This window comes from Methanohalophilus levihalophilus, assembly GCF_017874375.1.
Classification (GTDB): domain Archaea; phylum Halobacteriota; class Methanosarcinia; order Methanosarcinales; family Methanosarcinaceae; genus Methanohalophilus; species Methanohalophilus levihalophilus.
The window spans coordinates 570,005-591,189 of the sequence record NZ_JAGGLK010000002.1 but is presented as its reverse complement, the minus strand read 5'-3'; the positions used below and the strand labels follow the sequence as shown (position 1 = coordinate 591,189).

Genomic DNA, 21,185 nt, shown 5'->3' with positions numbered 1-21,185 from the left:
CTTATCTTTTTAATATGAAATCTGTGAATAATCCATCCCACACAATCCAATGTAGAAATAATTGTCATGAATCCATTTTCAGTAATTGCTACATAGCAAAACAAACATAAAACAATGCACCCCCGGAAAACAATTAATACCTAGAAAACCAACAAAGAGGTGAGAACAATGCCAGAGGAAAACAAGAACTTACAGAAACCCGAGCAAAGGAAGGAATTCAACATCGTAGGGGAGAACGGGCTTCTGAAATCACGGGAACTGCCTCATTTTGAGGGCATCCACTATGAACCTCACAAAACATCCGGACTCCAGTCTGCATCTGACATGTGGATTGACAAGGAGCGGATGTATGAAGGATTGCAGGTAAAAGAACCAATTGCAGATTTGGTTAAAAAAGCAAAAATCCTGAAGTGATCTTCTCAGATCACTCCCATGTCCGAAAGCCTGTCGGGCAGGTATGTCTTGGTTACAAAATCAAGACCCTTACCAGCAAAGGCCTGCTGTTCTGCCTTTTTCTTTATTTCAAGCTGGAGTTTAATCTGATCCTTCCAGTAATCAGTATCAAAACGGGGATCTGTCAACTCACTTCTCAGCGCATCCACATCCTTATCCGTGAGTTTATCGGTGGAAAGTTCGTATTCCACAATATCCGAAGGTTGCACTCCTATGAACTTTGCAGCAGGAGTTGCCATGAATTCGGAAAGGTGGGCCGTTTTTATCGCACCGTATGCAACAGATGCGTAAATACGATAGGACCAGGGATCACCATCAGTAAACACTACAACAGGAATGCCCAGTTCCTCATTCATCCTCTTGATGAGCCTTCGGGTTGAGCGGGCGGGCTGCCCCTTGAGGTGAACAAGAATAGCATTGTATTCCTCGTCAAAACCGTTCTCGATTAAACGGGCATACATACCACCAGTCTCGATTGCGATTATAAACTTTGCGTCATGGTCGATGAAATCAATGTTTTCCACGTTAAAGGGAATCTGGTATCCGCTTTCCCCTACATCTTCCTGACAGTGGATGATACGGTTTCCACGTTTGGTTTCTTCCTGAATTCTTATAGGACCAAACATCGTTGCGCCATCTTCCTCAGGACGCATGTGGAAATATTCTCTCTGCAAACTTGTTATTACTTCAAGATCCTCGATGAGACGGTCACTTTCAGGCTGTTCCTTGAACTTGCCAATACCCCAGTTTTCGGAGATGTAATACAGCTCCCTCAAAGTCGATCCGCGGTTGCTTGCAAGGTGATTTTTCACAAGGAAATCAACAACATGTGAAGTCTTCAATAGCTGGAAGGCGCCTTTGACAGTCTTGGCACTTCTCTCGCTTTCCCTGTCACCGTAAACCCAGACATCACTCTCTTCACTATACTCAAGATTGTTTTTAGTACGCGTTGGCATGTTTACTGAAGGCACATGCCCGTCTACAAACTGGGAGTAAAGCCTTCCGGCAAGCCCCATAAGTCTGTCTTCAGCAAGCCTGTCATGTTCTTTTCGGTGTTCATTTTTGTCTGCCATCATACAACCCCCATGATTGCTTTTGCACCTGTAACTATGTCTTCCTCAACTCCTTCAACAATTGAATCAGGAATGCGGAAATCACTGCTTGTTGAATAAGTAATAACTCTCGTATCGCCCACAGGAAGTGACATTTTCCAGATATGATCATTATCTGAACCCATACTCACAATCTTTGCTTCTGGTGAAGCAGTTACCTGTTCCGGCAGAATTTCATGCAACCTGAAATCGAGTTTTTTACTGGTATAATTGGTAACTTTAAGTGAAACATCCATCCCACCATTACCATTCTGACTTGCCTGCCGATGAACCAAAAGATTACCCATAACACGGGCAACTACAGGATTAATATCGGGAACTTCCTTGTCAAGGGTTTCTGCGAGTTTCTCTGCCATTTTCGGAAGGACTTTTGTGATGATAACTTCCTTCTCACGCCTTTTTTTCAGGTTTCCCTGTCTTTTGAGGAATTTGTTGAGTTTCCTTCCCACTTCCTTGAGAGCAAGTTCCACTTCATTCTGGATTTCCGGAATATCTGCAATTGCATCCTTGGACTCAGAAGTAAACGGAACATTAGTAGAAGCAACATGTACGAGAAGGACAACCGGAGCTACTGGCAAACCGCCACCTGGCTGGTTAAGACCATATTGTTTCCATTTGATGGACTCAACTGCATGGGTGGTGACACAACCTCCCTGCTGATACAGGAGAGGAACTTTGTTTGCAAAACGCATTATGCCGACACGTTCTTCCTTTGGAAGGTCGCCACCGTAAGCAAGACCGACTTCTACAACGAACGGATTTCCTGAGAATACCGAAGGAGTTCTGGTAGCAGTTGCAATGAAATCAACCTTATACTCTTTGTTAAGACCCTTGTACACAAGATCTTCACTAATCGGAGACAGGCAATCCGTTGGGGGAGACATGATCTTAACTTTCTGGAAAGCATCGAGCAATTTCCGGGCCTCTTCACGCCCCAATTCGGAGGGTGGAGTGTCGGGATCAAGTCCGGATGCAAGACAAATTTCCTCGGCGGTCTGCAATCCTATTTTAGAGAAAGAATAGCGTAAAAATGGAGCCAGCTTTTGCCTGTCGGTATACCTGAGCATTTTCATGAGCGTACCCAGTTCAATGCCATGAGGATGGGGGAGAATATCCTTTGCAGGTTCAGGTATGCGATCTGTTACCCTTTCAAAAGTTGTTTTAACACCATCAGGATCAATAAGAGTGATGCGGGCATGGGGATTGACAATCGCAGTAGCCTTCAGGTACTCCTCTACAGACTGACGTCTGCCTTTCACATAAGCAGCTTCCATTTCAAGTTCAACACGTGTTCCGTGTGGCCTGTCCCATTCTATTATATCATCATGCAGGATTTCAGGTTCGTTTGTTTTTGTGTTGACCATTAGTTCATAGTAGTGAGCAGGCGAAGTGGGACTAATTTTGGAAATGATTTTAGTAGGATGACCTGATGTCAACTGGGAATATAGGACAGCGGCAGATATACCGATACCCTGCTGTCCACGGCTTTGCTTAAGAGCATGGAAACGTGAACCGTAGAGCAATCTTGCAAACACATTTGGGATTTGTTCCCTGACAATTCCCGGTCCATTGTCTTCAATCACAATGGAAACACCGCTCTTTCCGGAACGTCTTACCTCCAGCATAATATCCGGCAAGATGCTGGCTTCCTCACACGCATCAAGTGAGTTGTCAACGGCTTCCTTTACCGTTGTAATAAGACTTCGTGGGGCAGAGTCAAAACCCAGAATCTGCCTGTTCTTCTCAAAAAATTCTGCGACACTAATCGCTTGCTGTTTTTTTGCAAGTTCTTCTGCAATTGGCACTGGCATATGACTAATCCCCTCAAAGACCAGATCTGTTATTCAAAATCAGGATAAACCACTGCTTGCAACCTATTTATAGATTTATAAGATGACGCAGATTCACTGGCCCACCATCTTTGACACCCTGTCGTTCTCACGAACTTTGCCCTCGACGGCCAATCCCACTTCTGCACCCTTTTCTGCAGTCTGCACAGATGAACCATCCAGGATCAGTGATTTTACTTCCTGCTCAAGGTAAGTGGAATGCCCCTCAATGACAATTTTGTCTCCAATTGAAATAGAGGACTCATAAAGATTCAGGGCAGCCGCACTATTTTTGCTATAATAATTTGTTATTACTCCAACTGCCTGTTTCATGGTTTTTGAAGCATTCATATCCTTGTCAAGCATAAATCCGTCTTTCGAAGGATTTCCAAAATAGAACCCCGTGGAAAAACCACGATGATAAACTGATTCAAGCTCTTCTTTCCACGTTCTTGCTTTTTCATTTGTAAACGTACCTTCTTTCACAGATGACAAAGCCATAGAATAGCATCTGGAAACCGTGGAAGTGTATCGGGGATCACGCAGCCGGCCTTCCAGCTTGAAAGCATCGACACCGGAATCGACCAGTTTCGGAACATGTTCAATCATGCAGAGATCCTTGGCACTGAGCAGGTAATTTCCGCCTACTTCAACGGTTGAACCATCATCTGAAACCAGATCCCATTCCCACCTGCAGGGCTGTGTGCAATCTCCGCAATTCCCGGAACCTCCTAGAAGATATGCCGAAAGATAACACCTTCCGGAAATAGCCTGGCACATCGCCCCGTGTACGAAAACTTCCAGTTCAACATCTGTATGCTCCCGAATATCCCGGATCTGCTCAAGCGATAATTCCCTTGAAAGAACAACACGATCCGCACCCAGAGACCTGTAAACCTCGGCCGTTTTCCAGTTTGACACATTTGCCTGGGTAGAAATATGAATTCGCAGCCCCCTATCAGAGGCCTCACTTATTGCAGCCGGATCCCAGCAAATTACAGAATCAACGCCAGAAGCTTCAGCACAATCCATCACCTCCCGAAGAAGAGCCATGTCCTTCGGGTAAATCACTGAGTTGACCGCTAAATATCCTCTTAAACCTGCATCGTGGATAGAATTAACAAAACCAGATAGGTTCGCCATTGTGATATCGCGGGCACGAGATCTCAGGCTGAGCCTGTCGATGGAAAAATAAACTGCATCAACATGATCCTTACATGCATTCAGGGCAGAGAGATTTTTTACACCTGCTACAAGATCAGGATAATGCCTTAGCTCAGGACTCATGCTGCAAGACATATGAGTTTATATATAAATCACTATTGTCGTTTTTAGGGGGTTCTTCGTATGGAGCTGAATCTTGTAAACAAAGATATCAGAATGAAGGCAAATACAATATCCTTCATATTTAGAAGATAAACATCTCCACCGGTATACAAAACGTAGACAATGAAAAATACTCCAACTGATAGAAGGAGCAATCCTATAATCAGATCTTCTATTTCTATCATTTTTTCACTCTGAGGGGGGATTGAGCTAGAAGGACAAAGATCCAATCATACTTAAACTTTTAGAATATAAATTTAATGTCATTAAAATTATACTTATAAAAAATCAGTATAAATTAATAAAAATTCAAGGGAAAAAAGAAAAGTTGGAGTGAAAGGTAGGAGCCCCAGGAGTTCTTTTCGGGGCTTCCTAATCCTTTCGTAGGTTGGTTTTGGACGTTCGATTTTTTCACTGTGCGCTGGCTGCTGCCTCAGCATCATAACTTTCATGCTGGGAGTAGAACCAGAGTGGGATGTACAGGGCAAGCACGACAACACCGACAGCAGTAGTCATGAAACTACCTTCAACGATGTTGAGATACATTACACCAATCAGACAGAATGGGATGTTGAACAGACCGAATAGGAGAGCTACATTCTTCCATCCACCTGGTGCTTTGAATGGCCTGTCAAGACCTGCAAGGTGTGGGTTCATCTTTGCTTTTACGTATGCGAAAAGGCTGATACCGTTTGCACAAACGTATCCGATTGCTGATGCTGCGAGGATAGCTGCAGGGGCACCACCCATTGCAATGAGACCAAGGTTGAAAAGACCAATAAAGACCATTGCAAGTACAGGAGTACCATGAGCATTGACATTTGCGAAAATCTTTGGAAGGTTTCCTTCTGTTGCCATTGAGTGCATTGCCCTTGCGGAACCAAGGTATGCAGTCTGGATGATCAATGTCATAGCAGCAATGAGCATTACAACAGCAATTGTTGAACCAATGTCACCGAGAGCTGCCTGTGCAACAGGAAGCATTGGGTCAATTGGTGCGGCAGCAATACCATCGATACCGAGTACACCGGTAACTGTGGTCTGCACAATAACGTATGCGAAGAGACAAATTGCACCACAGGAGAAGAGTGCTTTTGGTACGTCGCTACCTGGGTTCTTGTATTCAGGACCATAGATAGCAGCAGTTTCCCATGCGCATGCGCTCCATTGTGCCATTGCGAAGATACCGAGCAATATCAGAATATGATGTGTATTCCATACCCAGGTGTCTGGCAACCAGTTGTTTGTAATGTTAGCAGCTACGAAGTCACCTGTTGCATATGGTGCAAGAGTAATTATTATCAAAGGCAATAGTGAGAAGGCTGCAAGAATGTAACCAACTGTTGCACCACTTGAAAGACCACGGTAGTTGACAAGAATCATACCGCCGAAAATCACGACACCTGCTATAAGTGATAGCTGGTATTCAGTGAAACTGGCAGCAACTGACGGGAACAGGCTGTGCAGGTAGAAACCTACAAGGATTGCGAAGATAGCAAGGACAGGGTTCCATGCGAACCAGTAGCTCCATGCGCTAAATCCACCGATTAGTTTACCTTTATCATATTTTCCTACATGATCACGCGTTTTGAAAACGTTTTGTGCAAATCCCGGAAGACCTGATGCATTCGGGAAAGTTGTTGCGAGCTCACCATAAGCCAGGTTCTGCATGAATCCCTGGAATACGGAAAGACCCCATACAATAATTGCAGCTGACCACAACCAGCTTGCAAAATATCCAATTGATGGCATAATCAACAGAGGTACACCAACAGCGATTGCAAGACCTTGTTTCCAGTCAATGGTACGTTCAAGACCACTGCCTTCACCGGTTTCACAAACCACTTTGGCACACTGCTCTGCATGATGCCAGTCTATACCTTCTGGTTTCTCATCGCTCATAATTAACACCACGCTCCATATTTTATAGATATAATAAATATAAAATGAAGTAAATCAGGACCCATAGACCCTGATCACTCCATCAGAGACATTATTCAGTAGTTTCCCTGAATTTCTGGCAGCTGTTGATTTCGATGTCAAGAACTTTCTCGATGTTCATCTTGGCAGCGATACCCTTTGCACAGCCTGGGACAGAGGTAATAATACCAATGTCGAGTTCTTCACGAACTTCCCTCATGACGTGCTCGTTGGCAAGGTCTGCTTTGTCAACACCGATCTTCTTGGCAACATAGTCTTTTGCATCGGCAAGTTCCATGCTGCTGTCGAACTGCATCCTGGCAACAAGGTCACCAGCTGCGCGCATACCGGTAAGACCGGATGCCATGATGTGTGCAATCGGCATACCTACAGGGTCGCCGACTCCGATCTATATACCGTCAACGCCGGCAATCTCGACCATTGCCTTGCTTGCACGGGTTACTGCATCGATTGGTGGAGTCTCAAACATTGGGATACCACCGACACCCATACCCATGTCAACATGACATGGAATGTTGGCTGTCTCAACACAGGCTTTGGTGAAAGTTACCGCACGTGCAAGGTTCCAGGCAGCGGATTTGCTTGTGTTGGTGTTACATACTGGACCGAACACGTTTGCACCAGCTTCTTCTGCGAGTGGGACCTGCTCATGTGGCCAGAGACCTGCAAGGATCTTTCCTTCGTATTCGAGTTCTCCGTGCATACCAAGGGTACATTCACCAGCCATACCGGCTTCAATGTAGATACCAGGGAATTCTTCCCTGAGTGCCTTGATTGCGTAGAGGGATGCGTAGAAGTCACCATCACCAGCTGCGCCGATTGTGTCAAAGTTGACACCGTCACAACCAACAGCCTGGAGACGCTGCATTACCCATGTGATGTCACGGGTTGCGTGGTCGCCTGCTTTCTCGATGGATTCACGGGCTTCTGCTATTTTGAATGCTTTCATGAGGTCGCCTGGGTTGGTGAATGGACCGTCTGGAGTATAATAAAGACCAAGGTTTGGCATAGCACCATAGAGCAGAGGAATTACCATGTTCATCTGGCAAACTTCCATTGTCTGCTGTTCCTGTGCAATAACAGGTTTGACGGGTTTGTAACTGTAGTCAATGTGACCAAGTTCCATTGTGTCTGCACCAAAAGCTCTCTCGTGCATCTGACAGCCGACAAGACGGCTGGATGGGATACCAACACCACTGTTACCCTGGTCACCATCAATCCTGATGGAACCAATGTCGTGGGTCATTGGAACTTCCATTCCGGGTTCAACACCTACAATCCTGTTAGGGTTGATAATGATGGACAGCATCTTGTCCATTTCGTCATCGGTAAGTGCTGCAACGTCTCCGAGATCTGCTGCGTCAGCGCTACCTTCCTGGATGTCAGCGAGGATGTCTTCCTTTGTCATGAAGATCTTTTCACCGTCACCCATCCTGAGCATGTATTCTGTTGCCATTTCAAATCACCTCAGAGAAGTTCCTTTGCTTTGTTGACAGCATCGCTTGCGTTTTCTGCATAGCAGTCAGCACCTATTTTCTTTGCCCATGCATTGGTTGCTGGAGCGCCACCGACCATGACCTTGACCTTGTCGCGCAGACCTGCTTCCTTAAGAGCCTCGATAACTTCTTTCTGGCCCTGAAGGGTGGTGGTCATAAGTGCGGAAATACCGACCATGTTAGCGTTAACTTCCTTTGCCTTGTCAATGAAATTCTTGACAGGAGCATCACGGCCAATGTCATGAACTTCAAACCCGGCGGTCTGAAGCATAGTGGATACAATAGATTTACCTATGTCGTGTACGTCGCCTTCGACGGTACCATTTACAATTACACCGAGTTTTGCACTGCCTGCTCCCTCTCCCATTTCATCCTGAAGTTCATCTACACCAGCCTGCATGGCTTCTGCAGCCATCATGACGTGTGGAAGGAATAATTTACCCCTCTCAAAAAGTGTACCAACCTCGTTCATACCAGCAGCCAGACCTTTCTCAATTATGTCTGGTGCACTTAACGTACCACGTGCTTTTGCAACAGCTGCTAAAACAGCGTCTTTCTTGCAACTGACGATTGCATCAGTCAATTCTTTGTATAATTCTTCGTTTGCCGTAGTTACAACCTCCTTTCCAATTTACGACTGGAAGCGGATCTTCGAAAAGATCACTAAAAACGAGAGGTGGTAATTCATATATAGCACAAATCGTATTGCATATACTAAGGACGTGGGAAATGACTAATTGCTTTGGTAAATTCCAAAGGGATTGGTTATTATTGTTTGATTAAAAAATTGAATTTACAGAGGGAAAGGAAAATAAACAAAGCTCTCAGACTTATAGGAACCGTGATTTGATGAGGTCATCCCTGAGTGATACAATATGGCTTTCTGAAAAAAGGAAACGCCTGTTGTTACTGTTGATGGAAGGTCCACGCGACATGGATCAGATCAAAAAATCCCTTAATGTTACTTCCAAGGCAATGATGCCACAAATCAAGATATTAATGGATAATGATCTTGTACTGGAAGAAGACAGAGTATTTTCACTTTCAGAAGTTGGCAAAATCATAGTCGATAACATGAACCCACTTCTGAGTACCCTTGAAGTAATTGAAGAAAATCCGGAATACTGGGCCACAAGAGATCTCTCCCCGATACCATCCAGACTTACACAAAAACTGGGAGAACTCGGCGATTGTATGGTAATTGAGCCAGATATCAATCATTTGTTTGACCTACCCGAAGAATTCACCGAGAACTTGGGAAAAGCAGCCAAAGTCAGGACGATGCTATCCTATTTCCATCCCCTGTATCCAAAATTATATTCCGAGATTTCACAGAAAGGTATTGAGCTGGATCTTATTTTCACGGAAATGGTCTATGAACGGATGATAGAGGAATGCTATGAAGAAATAAATACCATGGCAAACTCAAAAAACACTAAACTTTACATTCTAAAAAATGACATCGCCACAACCATTGCAGTGACAGATATGTTCGTATACATCTGTTTATTCAACAAAAATGGAATATACGATCACAAGAAAATAATGAGTTTTGATGACAGTGCCATTAAGTGGGGAGAGCGTTTTTTTGACAGCTACAAAGAAAAGGCTGAACAAATAAATAAGTTGTAAAGAGATCGGATCAGAGGAACATGATGGAATGGAAACACGTTTCACTTAAGTCCAAACTCATGCTTTTTATACTTGTAGGAGTGGCACTTGTACTTATTTCATCCACTGCTATTATCATATCTACAGTAACAACGCAGGAAGAGCAGCTGGCATATGAACAATCTATTGAGAAAGCACGAAGCTACGCCAATCAATTTGACATTGATATGCGATCCAACCAGGCAATCGGCCAGACCATTGCATCAACCTTAAGCGAGTACGAATCGAATGATCGTGATGAAGTTAACAACATGCTTTACCAGCTCTTAGAAGATAATCCCAATCTGATAGGTACGTATGTCTGTTATGAACCAGATGCATTTGACGAAAACGATCATCTCTATGCAAATACATACGGGCACGATGATACAGGACGGTTTATCCCTTACTGGAACCGCCTCCGGGGTTCAAACACCACACTTGATCCCTTGCTTAATTATGACACCCTTGATTATTACCAGGTGCCAAAAAACACCAAAAATACGGTTCTTACAGAGCCATATTACTATGAAGGTGTTTTTATCGTAAGTTTTGCGTCGCCAATAATAAAGAATGATGAATTCATAGGAATCGGCGGTGTGGACGTTGGCCTCAATTATATTGATGAAATCGTTAATCAGGTGAAAACATTTGAAACCGGTTATGCCTTCATGACGGGAAACACGGGTATCCTAATTTCCCATCCCACAAACAAGGAATGGGTAGGCTCAAAGACTCTCTATGACTTCAATGTACCCGAAATTGATCTGATGGCGGAAGAAATCCGCAAAGGTAATAGTGGATACATAAGGACTATAGATCCGATTACCAACAAAAAAAGTGTAATGTTCTACGAACCTGTCAAAACATCCAATTATTCGTTCATACTTGTGGTTCCAGAAGAAGAAATGCTTGCAGGAGTAACCGATCTTCGTCACAGGCTAATGATTATCAGTTCAATATCCACTCTTTTCATGGGTGCTGTTGCAGCCCTGATAGCCCGTTCAATAAGCCGGCCGATTAATGAAATCGTCAGGGATTTCAAATACATCTCCGATGAAGCCGTCGGAGGAAAACTTGACATTCGTGCAGATACTGAAGTTGATGTGGATTTTAAGAAAATACCGGAAGGTCTTAATGATATTCTGGAAGCTCTTGAAAATGCAAAGCAGCTTCGGGAAGAAATGGAAAATGTTGTCAACAGTAGTCCTGTCATCGTTTTCAAATGGAGAGCTGAAAAAAACTGGCCTGTAGAATTTGTCTCGAAAAATATTTCACAATTTGGCTATTCCCAGAATGATTTTGAAGATGGGACTATTACCTATGGAGATATGGTCGTACCGGAAGACCTTGAAATTGTTGAATCCAATCTTGCCGAAGCAATCAAAAATGGTGAAACCGAATTCACATGCGAATACAGGATAATTACTAAGAGTGGGGAGATCAGGTGGGTAGACGAAAGAACATTCATCGGAAGATATGCCGAAGGCAATGTCAAAGATTTACAGGGCATCATTGTGAATATTGATGAACGTAAGCGTGCGGAAGAAGCCCTTCTCAAAATTGAAGACATCCGCAAAAAGGAAATCCATCATCGTATCAAGAACAATCTACAGGTGATTTCCACACTTCTGTTCCTTGAATCCGAAAAATTCAAGGACATGGATGTGCTGGATGCATTCAAAAACAGCCGGGACAGGGTACGAACAATGGCACTTGTCCATGAGAAACTGTACCAGTCTGAAGATATGGAAAGTATAGATTTCGCAGACTACAGCAAGAATCTTATTAACTATTTATCCCAATCATATGTTCTCAGAAAAAGTGATGTAAATATAGAACTTGAAGTTGAAGATGTATTCCTGGGCGTTGATACTGCAGTACCTCTTGGAATAATAATTAATGAACTTGTTTCAAATGCCCTGAAATATGCATTCGAGGACAAAGGACAAATTACAATTGAACTAAAGAAATTCAACTCTGAATACAAGCTGATAGTATCAGACAATGGTATCGGATTGCCTGAGAATCTGGATGTGGAAAATACGGATTCACTGGGACTTCAGCTGGTTTACACGCTTGTAGAACAAATTGATGGAAAGATAGATCTTGATACGACTAGCGGAACAAAGTTTACAATAACTTTCACAGAAGACAAATAAACCGGGTGAATCAAATCATGACAGGAGAGAAAATCCTAGTAGTTGAAGATGAGAAAATTGTGGCATTGGGTATTAAACGCATGCTCAAGAATATGGGATACATTGTTCCCAGTATTGCATCATCCGGAGAAGAGGCCATCAAGAAAGCCGAGATCACGTTCCCTGATCTGATACTGATGGATATTATGTTAAAGGGAGACATTGACGGCATTACTGCTGCTCAAACAATTTCCGACAGGATGAAAATCCCGGTGGTTTATCTCACAGCTTATTCCGATGACAAAATAATACAGAGAGCAAAGGAAACCTGTCCATATGGATATATCACAAAACCATTTGAGGAAAGTGATTTACGCGCCACTATAGAGCTCGCACTGGACACACATAAAAATGAAAAATAAAAAGAAAAAAGATTGGGAAAATTATTTCTTAAATTCGGTGTAACCGCATTTCCCACATGAAAGCCTGTCCTTGTGATCTGCCAGGAAAACACCTTCTCCACAGCGTGGGCAGAACTGGTTGACTCTTTCAATGCTGTCTCCGCTTACCTTATAATAGTCTTTTACAGCCATTTTAAAACACCTTATTCTTCGCTTGCTTCCTCAGCAGCCTCTTCGGCAGCGTCTTCTTCTTCCTCAGGAGTTTCTTCTTCAGGCTCTTCTTCCGGAAGTTCATTCCTTTTTAGGACATATTCCTTTTCGATCTCTTTCATGCGATCTTCGGATTCATAAATCTTAGCATAGCCGATAACTTCTTCTTTACCGAACAGGTTGTCAAGGCTCTGCACAATAACAAGCTGTGGAGAACAGTTTAACATTGCAGCCATTTTGAGTTTGACGTCTTTTCTGGAAGGTGTAGGACCTTCAAAAGTTACGTTAAAGTTCACCTCACGCCTGTTGAAAAGTGAATTATTCTTGTCTTCAGTGATATTAATATCCATAAAGTTTCCTCCGAATAGAATCCAATTGTTGATTATCTTCTTGTTCGTTGATGATTTGATCCATTAACTCTTTCATTTCGAGTTTTTTAGAGGATGTGATTCTCACCAGCATCATACCTTTATCTGGTTGTCCGTATAAAACAACGGAACCATCCGGCGCCATGATTACTGCTGGCAATGCTGCAAGATCCTCTTCACCCTTCACGAATATACGAAAACGCTGGTCCGACGATACGGCGTCGGCAAGGGCATCCAGCAAGTCTTCGGTGATGGTACCTGACGGATTATTGACTTCAAGTTCCTTGAAACCGTCATGTTTTGTACCTTTAATTACCTTTTCAGATGCAGGTCCGCGGTGTGTCCTGTCATCAACTATCAGGATATCCGGTACAATACCAGATTTGAGCAAGTGGAATGTAGTAACATCACCCACAGATATAAGTTTTGTGGGATTTCCAAGATCTTTCAAAATGCTATTAACTGCTACTTCCCCGGGTCCTTCATAAAGAGTTCCAAACTGCTTCCGCATAATTGGACGAAGTGATTCCGGGAGAGTTAAACAGGACAAGTTTATCGCACCTTTAATGCATACTTGTCAGCAACGTCCACACCAATTTTTTTACCAATTTCAGACTTTTCCGGATCTACGATAATGACAAGCCCGCTCCAGTCTGAACTGAGGTTACTGGTACCACATAGGGGACATGTCTGTCCTGAAACAATGCGATGGCATTCCCTGCAAACCTGATCTGCCATTGTTTATTCACTCCTGAATTTATTCTGCCTGCTCGGATTTTGGACGGCGCTCTTCCTCGAGCCATTCCATCTTACCGAGTGCATGCTGCCTCATTGTTAAACCTATCTTGGTATCGCGAGGCTCGCGTTCGTTAATACTTACAGCAACAATACGGCTTCTTACACGATCACCCTCTGCAAGTGACCTTCCACCGGTTTTGCTGAGAAGCCTGCCGTTTTTCCCATCATATGACATGAAATCATCAGTAATCTGGCTTACATGCAATAGCCCATCCATGGAACCAATACTCACAAAGGCACCGAACTCGACGGTTTCCACAACTTCGCCTTCGATAACTTCCTGAAGCACCGGAACAAAAACAATTGCTTCAAAAGTGACGTCGTAATAAACAGCCCCGTCACCTACAAGGATGTGCCCTTCACCTACTTCATCAATATCAGTGACTGCCACAACTGAGCCGATATTCTTGTCTACCCTGCCCTCCAGTTTAGCTTTCAGGGCATCTTTTACGCTAACCCTGACATCATCTCCCAGAAGATTAGGAGCAACACGGACAGTATCAACAAGTTTCATCCTTTTATACATGACTACATCTCCACAATGATCTCAGACTACCACAGATAACGCTCTCTTATATATCATTTTGGTATTGCACGTCTACCAGGATTGTTCAAGCCTGTTTTTCTGCCGCAACCGAATAATCGGTATTTTGTGCTCTTCCAATCTCTTTTGTAAACCAATGTCATTTGTAAGAACCGGCAATTCCAATTCAGATGCCATATCCACAATAACATCGTCGGCAATACCCGACTTTTCCATTATGTCACAACGCTGGCAAAGAGAAAGAGCAACTTTAGATGCAGCTTTTTGCTCTCCGCGATAGCGCTTGATTAACACTTTGAGCTCATCAACAACTGCCGAAGGTACAATGAATTCATTGTAACCCATTCGCTGGAGCTCCGTGAAAATATCGACCCCGAATTGCACCGGGATCATCAATCCATTGGTGTCAATGATTACTTTCAATTCTCAATTACTCCGACGCCTATTAGTCTCCAGCGAGAGCCAACACGGCGGCTAATTGCAACAGTAGAACCAATTTCAGCACATACCGGACGTTTCAGTTTAATCTCCGCAACTTCCCCTCTTGCACTTGTTACAACTCCCACGGTCGTTGCAGTGCCCACATTGAGCATAAGAGGTTCACTTGTCTTGATTTTCACGATTTCTTCATCATCATCGGAAATACCAACAACACGCTCAAGCAGGTGAAGCTGAAGAGTGAATATATCAAAAGTCGGTGGCAATGTGCCCGGAGCACCTGCAACCTGTCCGGTTAATGAATCGCTCTTTGTAAGGTTTGGATCGAGACTGGTACCTACTGCAAGAAGACCACCGGGAGTTGCTTCCTCCACTGTTTCATCTCCTGCGACAATACGTTCTATTTTTGTATAAATAGGATCCCAGCGAACAGCATTCTCACTTTCCACTTTCATACCTGGTCGGATTTCCAGTTCGTCACCCTCACGCAGGATACCTTCTGTAAGTGTTCCGCCAAGTACACCACCGGCAATTTTCTTAATGGAAGTTCCGGGCTTGTTTATGTCAAAAGATCTGGCAATGAGCAATTTTGCGTCTTTGTCAAGCTTGTGTGAAGGAGCCGGGATGTACTCTTCCATTGCTTTTATCAGGACATCTATATTGATATTCTGCTGGGCAGAAACCGGAATTATAGGAGCGTTTTCAGCGACCGTTCCTTTAACAAACTCCTTGATTTGGTGATAATTCTCAATGATCTTTTCCTTTGAAACAAGATCGATCTTGTTCTGCACAATAATAAGATTCTCAATTCCGATGATATCCAGAGCCATCAAGTGTTCCTTGGTCTGAGGTTGCGGACAATCCTCATTTGCAGCAATGACGAGAATTGCTCCATCCATAATAGCCGCTCCTGAAAGCATCGTAGCCATCAAAGTCTCGTGGCCGGGAGCATCTACAAATGAAATAGTCCTTACTTCTTCTGTTTTTGTACCACATTCATCACACTTCTTTGCTACGGTATAACACTGGGGTTCAGCGCAAGATGGACATTTCCTGAAAGTAGTATCTGCATATCCGAGGCGGATGGATATACCTCGTTTCAACTCTTCACTGTGCTTATCTGTCCAGACGCCGGACAATGCACTTACCAGAGTGGTTTTTCCGTGGTCGACATGACCTACCATGCCGATATTAACACAAGGTTGACTCAATTTTCGATTTCCTCCCTTCAGCGGGCTAGATAAAAATGGGATATATAACTCTAATGCATCACTGGATATTATTAATAACGTAAATACCTTCCTGTTAAAACCCGAATTAGAAAAAGTAAAAAAGAGGAGTTGGGAAGAGTGTTACTCTTCACCTTTTTTTCCTGAACCAAATCGTCTGTATGCAAAGTATGACACTACTGCAAGAGCGGCTATAAGGCCAATTGCAGCAATAGTGGCTGTGGAGGGGAAGCCTGAACTTTCCGGTTCGACAACTTCAGTTCGAATCTTGACACTGTCAGAGATCCTGCTATGCCCATCCTGATCTTCATACTTGACTTCACTGTTTATAGCATATGGTTTTGAGACAGCGGTTTCATCAACCTTAAGTTTGAAGATGGCAACTGCACTTTCCCCGGGCTCAAGAGATCCGAGATAGGCCTGATCATCAGTAGTACTGAAAGGATCAGCAGCACTTATCCTGACGGTTGCATCTTCGGCGACAACTTCACCAACATTGGCATAGGTAGCATAGAGCATACCTTCAACGCCTGCAACCAGCTCACCACTTACATTTACAATCTCAAATTCAGCTGCTTCTTTAACATATACAGGGAATGTAATATTCTGTGCCCCCACATCGTACCACATACCTACGTCCATATTTGTAATTCCCAGATCTGTTTCATTATCCCCGGAAACTTCAATGTTTTTCTGATAGCCGTAATACAAGTCCAGACGCAACGGGTATTCACCAGCAGGAGCATTTTCGGAGATTTCAATACTAAACTGCACAGGAGAACTGGTTTCATCTCCTGAGACAAGGGTTCCTGCTTCCTGAGGACCGGATTTTACATCAATAGCAGGATCAAGGGAGGTGAGTATGGCAACTATCCCGATTGCCGTTGTTCTCTGGGATTCATACGTCATCTCAGCCTGCTGAAGTTTGTGTTCAAGGCTGTCAAGATCATCACCATCTGTTTCAGAGCGGAATCCGGTAATCACCCCTTTGTTCATCAAATTGATGCTGAGTTCTACGGAGTCACCACGATCATATTCATCGTCTCCTACAATGGTAGCACTAATATCCGGACCACCATATACAGTATAGTAATTTTCATCAAACCTGAAATGCTCGGGAAGAGCATTATTTTCTGCTACAAACTCCGCTTGTGCCGGAATTGCCAGCAGCATAGCAGCAAGCACGAGCAAGCATGCGTATTTAAGTCCAATTTGCATAACGATTACTCCTCTTTTTCACCAATTTTTCGTCTTTTACGTATTGTATCAATAATCATGTATAGAGCTACAAGGAAGGTTCCAGCCAGCGATGCACGACCTATATCCACACCCCCATCAGGAGATGTCAAAGGAACCTCAATCTTCAGGTTTTCTGAGAACGCAACATCCCCATCCTCGTCAATGTACCTGAGTTCGCTATCCAAACCATAGTTCTTTGCAATTGCTGTGGATGAAGCATCAATTATAAAGGAAGCAGTTTCAGTTTCCCCTGGCTCCATGTCACTCAGGGAAACCGTAGGCCTGGAAGTGGCAAGAGGCGTCATAACTACGATTCGTGCAATAACATCATTTGCAGCCAGTTCACCATCATTTCTGTAAGTGATATTAATCGTAGATGACTGTCCTGCAACCAGCTCACCTTCAATTTCCTGAACACTGAAGAGGGGAGCTTCTTTGATAGTTATCGGAATTGGAAGAGTGGCATTTGTTTCTTTATAATATACAGTGTGATCCACATCCGGCAGCCCAAGCTGTACAGCACTTCCACCTGTCATCTGAACATCGTCCTGAAACTCATAACTCACGGGGAGCATTAAGACGTAGTCACCTGCCGGAGCATCGTCAGAAATACTAATAGTATAGGTAAGCGGCTGCGATGGAAGCTCACCGGGAACCAGTTTCTCAAGAGTTTGGCCACTGGTCAGGGGATCCACATCAATCATTTCAATCGGAGAAACAAGTGTTGCCTTTATACCATATGCAATTGTTCTTGCAGTTTCATATTCCAGTTCTGCCAGCGCAAGCTGTTGTTCACTCTGACTTCCTTCTACACTGGTTTTTGACTCAAAGCCATAGAGAATTCCGCGGTTGGAAAGAACAATGCTTATCCGGGAAGTTTCCCCCCTTTCAAATTCATTATCACCAAGAACCGAAGCATAAATATCCGGAACACCATAGCCTTCGTAGTAGTTGGTTGTATAACCATAGGAAGGCTGGATAAATTCCTTGGAACTTACAGGTACAACTGTAGCAAACAATGTGGAAGAAATTACCACAAAAATCATGAATGCACAGAAAAAATATCGTGCCATAGACTTTCCAATAAAATTAATCACTGGGAATCAACCCCTGCTTTTTGTTGAGTTTTCTGTTTAATAGTGAATCAAGTATGCCTGTAGATTCTGCTCTTCGTTTTTCCCGGAACGTGTCAAGAAGAACGATCACAGGTGGAAAAATAACGAAGGTTGCAAAGAGGGCCAGTCCCACATCTATAACTGTAATTATTCCGAAATCACTTGTAATTGAGAATGGGGATGCTATCAATGCACTAAAGCCAAAGAGAGTCGTCAGGCCGGAAGTGACAATTGCTTTTCCGATTTTGACACTTGCCTCAGACATTGCCTCCTCGGGACTCAAGCCTTTTTCCCTTTCCTCGAAATACCTCTCCATCATTAGAATTGCATATTCAGAACCAACACCGAGAATAAGTGCTCCCAGCGTAGCAGTCATGGGATTGTATTCCATACCGGAGTAATACATTATTCCGCCAGTCCATCCAATTACCATAAACATGGTTGCAACCGGCACAAATGCCTTGAGCCAGTCACGATAGATTACAAGCAGACCTCCGAAAACGAGAGTGATTCCAAGATATGACATGAAAACTCTGCCTGAAGTCAATGCATCCAGCACTTCTACGAAAACGACTGAACCACCCGTAATGGTAACAGTGACTCCCGGTGGCGCAGCCCTCCAGCTGATGTCTTCACGAACTACGTTTGTGAGGGATTCGATGCCCTTTAGCCCTAAATCTCCCATGGCATCTCCGATGTTCAGGTTGAGTAGCATGAGATTATTGCCATGGATGTAAGTGTCAAGTGTTTCTTGGGGAACCATGGTATACAGACGATCAATTTCCGCTTCATCTGTCGGAAGTTCTCCGTTATTCATGGATTTTAATACGGTGACAATGCTGTCCGAAGCATAAATATTGTCGCGGGATTCCACTTCTTGCGTACTGAAATCATCAACCCATTGCAAAACCACCGGATCTGTCACATCATCTGTTTTTACAATAATGTTAAGCTGGTCATCACCACCGGTAACATCACCAAGGTGTCCCAGATCGATAAGTGCAGGCATATCCTGTGGAACAAACGTTTCCGTATCAGAATTGATAGGAACCATTGGATCTACATAAAGACCATTAAGACAAAGCAAAAAGGCAACCGCAAGTATTGGAACAGGATGCTTTAAAACAAACCCTGTAGTAGAACGCAATCCTTTTTCAAGCATATCCGGTTCTTTAACCTTCTTTTTTGAAAGCTTGTGTTGCGATCTGAAACGGCGAACCTTTAGTCTGTGACTCAATGTATCTATTTTCTTTTTGTGATGTTCGAAATTCTTGCCAAAGGAATCAAAGATATAAAGCACCGTCACCCCCACAAAAAGCGAAGCTAAGAAGCACATCACAATACCTATGAGCAATAGTTTGGCAAAATCCTGAATCATAGGGACACTTGAAGTCAGAAGCGAAAAGAATCCAAGAGAAGTGATAATCAATGCAATGAGAACTGCCGGACCCGTGTGCTTAATGGTGTCAATAACAGCTTCAGCAGGAGTTTCACCTCTTTCCAGTTCCTCTTCAATCCTGTTGTGGAACTGGATTGCATAGTCTATCCCCAGACCAATTAGTACCGGAAAAGCAGCCATGGAAACCATTGTCATTGGGATTTCCAGATACCCCATTGCTCCAAACGTGTAAATAATACCCAGAAGAACAATACCAAGTGGCATAAGCCTCCAGCGAACATGCTGGAAAACCAGATAGAGCACAATAACCATCAAAAAGGCTGAAAGCATGAGTAAGAGTCCCATACTTGTCATCATTTCATCATTCATTGCAACATTGAAAGCAGGCTCTCCGGTCACAATTACTTCATACCCCGGCGGGAATTGAACCAATCCTACAGAGGTTTCAACTTCCCGCAGAACTTCCTGCTTCTGTATTTCGCTTGAATCACCAGCCGTCTCTATATAGAGCAGAGCATGAGTCCCATCAGGCATTAGGGATTCAGGAACGTTGTTTGTAATAGAAGTAAATTCGGATTCACTTTCAGGAATAGCCCATCTGCCATTCATTTCCAGATTAAGATCCTTTGTAACTGAGGCCGGACTAAAGGTACCCACTACACCGGGAACCCGGGAAGATGTGCTTTCAAGCCTGTCGAGAGCCTGGAAAACTTCAATATTCCGAACATCTTCTCCCTCAACCATCACAACGATGGCTTCTGTGCTAAAGAGGCTCAAATAAAGATGGTCAAAATCCTGATAAAGCGTAGAAGTCTTTTCAACAAAAGTGTCTGTGCCTGATTTCATTTCAATTAGCTGGGCACCCTGTGCCGCGGTAATTACCAATAAAAATGCAATTATCAGAACAGGGAAACGATTGTCTTCGATAAAAACGCCAAGTTTTTCAAAGAATCCTTTCATTTCAACTTCTCACAATGGATTATTTATTTCCCTTCTTCTGCTCTTCCAAAAGTCGGGTTTCAATCCTTCTTTCAAGCTCAACAACTTTACTCAGGCTGGAAAAAAGTTCCTCATATTCCGACTCACTAAGAAGAGATTCAATTCGCTCTGAAATCAAATCCATGAATTCATCAAAAACTTCCAGATGCTGCCGTCCACCCGGAGCCAGAGAAATGAAGCATTGCCTCCTGTCATCAGGATCAGGTTTCCGAAGAACTAACCCTTCCTTTTCAAGAGAATCAATTAGACTGGTTACACTACTCTTGTTTAACTCAAGGTATTGGGAAAGGGAAGACGGAGTTACTTCCCCTTCTATATCCAGTATTCGAAGGGTCAGGTTTCGACTTTTGTTTTGATGCGGGTTTTCACAGGGACAGCCTTCCATGGAATTCATAAGAATAGATCCGAGTTTATTAGAGAGAAAATGGTTTTCAAGATGCAACAAAAGTAGTTCTCTTTTATTTTTCATAATAACACCAGTCTAGTTTGAATTCCAA

The 21,185-nt window shown here is 43.5% G+C and carries 20 protein-coding genes and 1 pseudogene; 4 read left to right on the top strand and 17 right to left on the bottom strand.

The genetic code is table 11. From position 1 onward, the window contains the following. Nucleotides 1-168: 168 nt before the first annotated feature. Complete coding sequence (locus J2755_RS06805; RefSeq protein WP_209681216.1) at nt 169-414, top strand: hypothetical protein; 246 nt, start codon at nt 169-171, stop codon at nt 412-414. A 5-nt stretch (nt 415-419) separates the two neighbouring features. On the opposite strand, the gene J2755_RS06800 is transcribed toward J2755_RS06805, so the two are convergent. From J2755_RS06800 to mtbC, 6 genes and pseudogenes are all read right to left on the bottom strand, one after another. Beyond that, nucleotides 420-1,529, bottom strand: coding sequence for a DNA topoisomerase IV subunit A (locus J2755_RS06800; RefSeq protein ID WP_394357559.1), 1,110 nt, complete (start codon nt 1,527-1,529; stop codon nt 420-422). Beyond that, nucleotides 1,526-3,376, bottom strand: a complete 1,851-nt coding sequence (locus J2755_RS06795; protein WP_209681215.1) for a DNA topoisomerase VI subunit B — start codon at nt 3,374-3,376, stop codon at nt 1,526-1,528. The genes J2755_RS06800 and J2755_RS06795 overlap by 4 nt, the downstream gene beginning before the upstream one ends. Nucleotides 3,377-3,469: 93 nt before the next feature. Continuing rightward, nucleotides 3,470-4,681 (bottom strand): peptidase U32 family protein, encoded by a 1,212-nt coding sequence (locus J2755_RS06790; RefSeq protein WP_245312749.1) that lies wholly within the window; start codon nt 4,679-4,681, stop codon nt 3,470-3,472. A 450-nt stretch (nt 4,682-5,131) separates the two neighbouring features. After that, nucleotides 5,132-6,622, bottom strand: coding sequence for an APC family permease (locus J2755_RS06785; protein WP_209681211.1), 1,491 nt, complete (start codon nt 6,620-6,622; stop codon nt 5,132-5,134). Between the two features lie 91 nt (nt 6,623-6,713). Beyond that, nucleotides 6,714-8,117 (bottom strand): annotated as a pseudogene (gene mtbB / locus J2755_RS06780) ([dimethylamine--corrinoid protein] Co-methyltransferase). 11 nt (nt 8,118-8,128) lie between these two features. Continuing rightward, nucleotides 8,129-8,740 carry a dimethylamine corrinoid protein MtbC gene (gene mtbC / locus J2755_RS06775; protein ID WP_209681209.1) on the bottom strand — a complete coding sequence of 204 codons (612 nt, stop codon included), beginning with the start codon at nt 8,738-8,740 and terminating at the stop codon, nt 8,129-8,131. Nucleotides 8,741-9,006: 266 nt separating this feature from the next. Here mtbC and J2755_RS06770 point away from each other — a divergent pair, with 266 nt between their 5' ends. The 3 genes from J2755_RS06770 to J2755_RS06760 are packed head-to-tail and all read left to right on the top strand — an operon-like array spanning nt 9,007 to nt 12,370. Continuing rightward, nucleotides 9,007-9,789, top strand: a complete 783-nt coding sequence (locus tag J2755_RS06770) for a helix-turn-helix transcriptional regulator (RefSeq protein ID WP_209681208.1) — start codon at nt 9,007-9,009, stop codon at nt 9,787-9,789. A gap of 23 nt (nt 9,790-9,812) precedes the next feature. After that, on the top strand, nt 9,813-11,969 hold the full coding sequence (locus tag J2755_RS06765) for a histidine kinase dimerization/phosphoacceptor domain -containing protein (protein WP_209681461.1): 2,157 nt from the start codon (nt 9,813-9,815) through the stop codon (nt 11,967-11,969). Between the two features lie 17 nt (nt 11,970-11,986). After that, entirely contained in the window at nt 11,987-12,370 is a 384-nt protein-coding gene (locus tag J2755_RS06760; protein ID WP_209681207.1) for a response regulator, read from the top strand. A gap of 21 nt (nt 12,371-12,391) precedes the next feature. Here J2755_RS06760 and J2755_RS06755 read toward each other — a convergent pair whose 3' ends face one another. The 11 genes from J2755_RS06755 to J2755_RS06705 all read right to left on the bottom strand — a co-directional run bounded on the left by J2755_RS06755 (nt 12,392) and on the right by J2755_RS06705 (nt 21,157). Then, nucleotides 12,392-12,541, bottom strand: a complete 150-nt coding sequence (locus J2755_RS06755; RefSeq protein WP_209681206.1) for a 30S ribosomal protein S27ae — start codon at nt 12,539-12,541, stop codon at nt 12,392-12,394. 11 nt (nt 12,542-12,552) lie between these two features. Then, a complete protein-coding gene (locus J2755_RS06750) occupies nt 12,553-12,909 on the bottom strand; it encodes a 30S ribosomal protein S24e (RefSeq protein WP_209681196.1) in 357 nt (118 codons plus the stop codon). After that, nucleotides 12,899-13,438: a GTP-dependent dephospho-CoA kinase family protein gene (locus J2755_RS06745; RefSeq protein ID WP_394357562.1), complete on the bottom strand. Its 540-nt coding sequence runs from the start codon at nt 13,436-13,438 to the stop codon at nt 12,899-12,901. Before J2755_RS06745 ends, J2755_RS06750 begins: the two co-directional genes overlap by 11 nt. Nucleotides 13,439-13,479: 41 nt before the next feature. After that, entirely contained in the window at nt 13,480-13,665 is a 186-nt protein-coding gene (gene spt4, locus J2755_RS06740) for a transcription elongation factor subunit Spt4 (protein WP_209681192.1), read from the bottom strand. 19 nt (nt 13,666-13,684) lie between these two features. After that, nucleotides 13,685-14,251 (bottom strand): DNA-directed RNA polymerase, encoded by a 567-nt coding sequence (locus J2755_RS06735; protein WP_209681190.1) that lies wholly within the window; start codon nt 14,249-14,251, stop codon nt 13,685-13,687. A gap of 72 nt (nt 14,252-14,323) precedes the next feature. After that, complete coding sequence (locus J2755_RS06730; RefSeq protein WP_209681188.1) at nt 14,324-14,692, bottom strand: DNA-binding protein; 369 nt, start codon at nt 14,690-14,692, stop codon at nt 14,324-14,326. After that, entirely contained in the window at nt 14,689-15,918 is a 1,230-nt protein-coding gene (locus J2755_RS06725; protein ID WP_209681186.1) for a translation initiation factor IF-2 subunit gamma, read from the bottom strand. The genes J2755_RS06730 and J2755_RS06725 overlap by 4 nt, the downstream gene beginning before the upstream one ends. 141 nt (nt 15,919-16,059) lie before the next feature. Then, nucleotides 16,060-17,154: a COG1361 S-layer family protein gene (locus tag J2755_RS06720; protein WP_209681184.1), complete on the bottom strand. Its 1,095-nt coding sequence runs from the start codon at nt 17,152-17,154 to the stop codon at nt 16,060-16,062. A 5-nt stretch (nt 17,155-17,159) separates the two neighbouring features. Continuing rightward, nucleotides 17,160-18,248: a COG1361 S-layer family protein gene (locus tag J2755_RS06715; protein WP_209681182.1), complete on the bottom strand. Its 1,089-nt coding sequence runs from the start codon at nt 18,246-18,248 to the stop codon at nt 17,160-17,162. Between the two features lie 16 nt (nt 18,249-18,264). Beyond that, a complete protein-coding gene (locus J2755_RS06710) occupies nt 18,265-20,649 on the bottom strand; it encodes an efflux RND transporter permease subunit (RefSeq protein ID WP_209681180.1) in 2,385 nt (794 codons plus the stop codon). A gap of 19 nt (nt 20,650-20,668) precedes the next feature. Then, a complete protein-coding gene (locus J2755_RS06705) occupies nt 20,669-21,157 on the bottom strand; it encodes a MarR family winged helix-turn-helix transcriptional regulator (RefSeq protein WP_209681178.1) in 489 nt (162 codons plus the stop codon). Nucleotides 21,158-21,185 lie beyond the last annotated feature (28 nt).